The sequence below is a fragment of the Pseudomonas sp. K5002 genome, from assembly GCF_013386655.1.
Taxonomy (GTDB): domain Bacteria; phylum Pseudomonadota; class Gammaproteobacteria; order Pseudomonadales; family Pseudomonadaceae; genus Aquipseudomonas.
Genome location: NZ_JACARK010000616.1, coordinates 1 through 857 on the forward strand (window position 1 = coordinate 1; position 857 = coordinate 857).

General features: G+C 65.8%; 1 protein-coding gene and 1 pseudogene. Both read right to left on the bottom strand.

Annotation, left to right across the window (positions count from 1 at the left end; genetic code table 11):
* Nucleotides 1-385, bottom strand: a pseudogene (locus HX846_RS24795) (two-component sensor histidine kinase); the annotation flags it as partial.
* The coding region (locus HX846_RS24800; RefSeq protein WP_178966284.1) for a winged helix-turn-helix domain-containing protein at nt 385-857 on the bottom strand (473 nt) is incomplete at its 5' end. The gene HX846_RS24800 and the pseudogene HX846_RS24795, both read right to left, overlap by 1 nt.

The window sequence follows — 857 nt, forward strand, 5'->3', positions numbered from 1 at the left end:
TGAAGGTCGATGCCGCTTGCCGCGCCTCTCGTGGGCCGGACTCGTTCAGCGGTGGGCTGTCGAGGTCCAGGCTCAGGCGCTCGGCCGCGGCGCTCAGGCGCTGGATTGGCCGGCTGAGCAGCTTGGCGCCGTACCAGGCGGCAATGATCAGCGAGATAAACTGGAAGGTCAGCGGCACCACAGGCCCGCCGAACCAGGGACGGCGATGCTCCTTGGGCATTGGCGTCAGGCTGCCGTCCGGTTGCTCGATGAAGGTCTCGTGGGGCGGAGGGGGCGGCGGGCCATAATGGTGAAACCAGAAGAATGCCAGCGCGTGGGCCAGCACAATCGCTACCAGCAACACACCGAACAGCCGCCCGAACAGGGTGTTGAAGGCGTTGCGCATCAGCCGATATCTCGGGCGTCGAACAGGTAGCCTTCACCGCGTACGGTCTTGATCAACTGCGGGGCCTTGGGGTCGTCCCCCAGCTTCTGGCGCAAGCGCGAGACCAGCAGGTCAATACTGCGATCAAAGGCCTCGATGGAGCGACCCCGGGCCGCGTCCAGCAATTGTTCGCGGCTCAGCACCCGGCGCGGGCGCTCGATAAACACCCACAGCAAACGGAATTCGGCGTTGGACAGCGGCACCACCAGCCCGTCGTCGGCCACCAGCTGGCGCAGCACGCTGTTGAGGCGCCAGTTGTCGAAGCGGATATTCGCCCGCTGCTCGGTGCGGTCATCCCGCACCCGGCGCAGGATGGTCTGGATGCGCGCCACCAGTTCACGGGGCTCGAAGGGCTTGGACATGTAGTCGTCGGCCCCCAGTTCCAGGCCGATAATGCGGTCGGTAGGTTCGCAGCGGGCGGTGAGCATCAGGA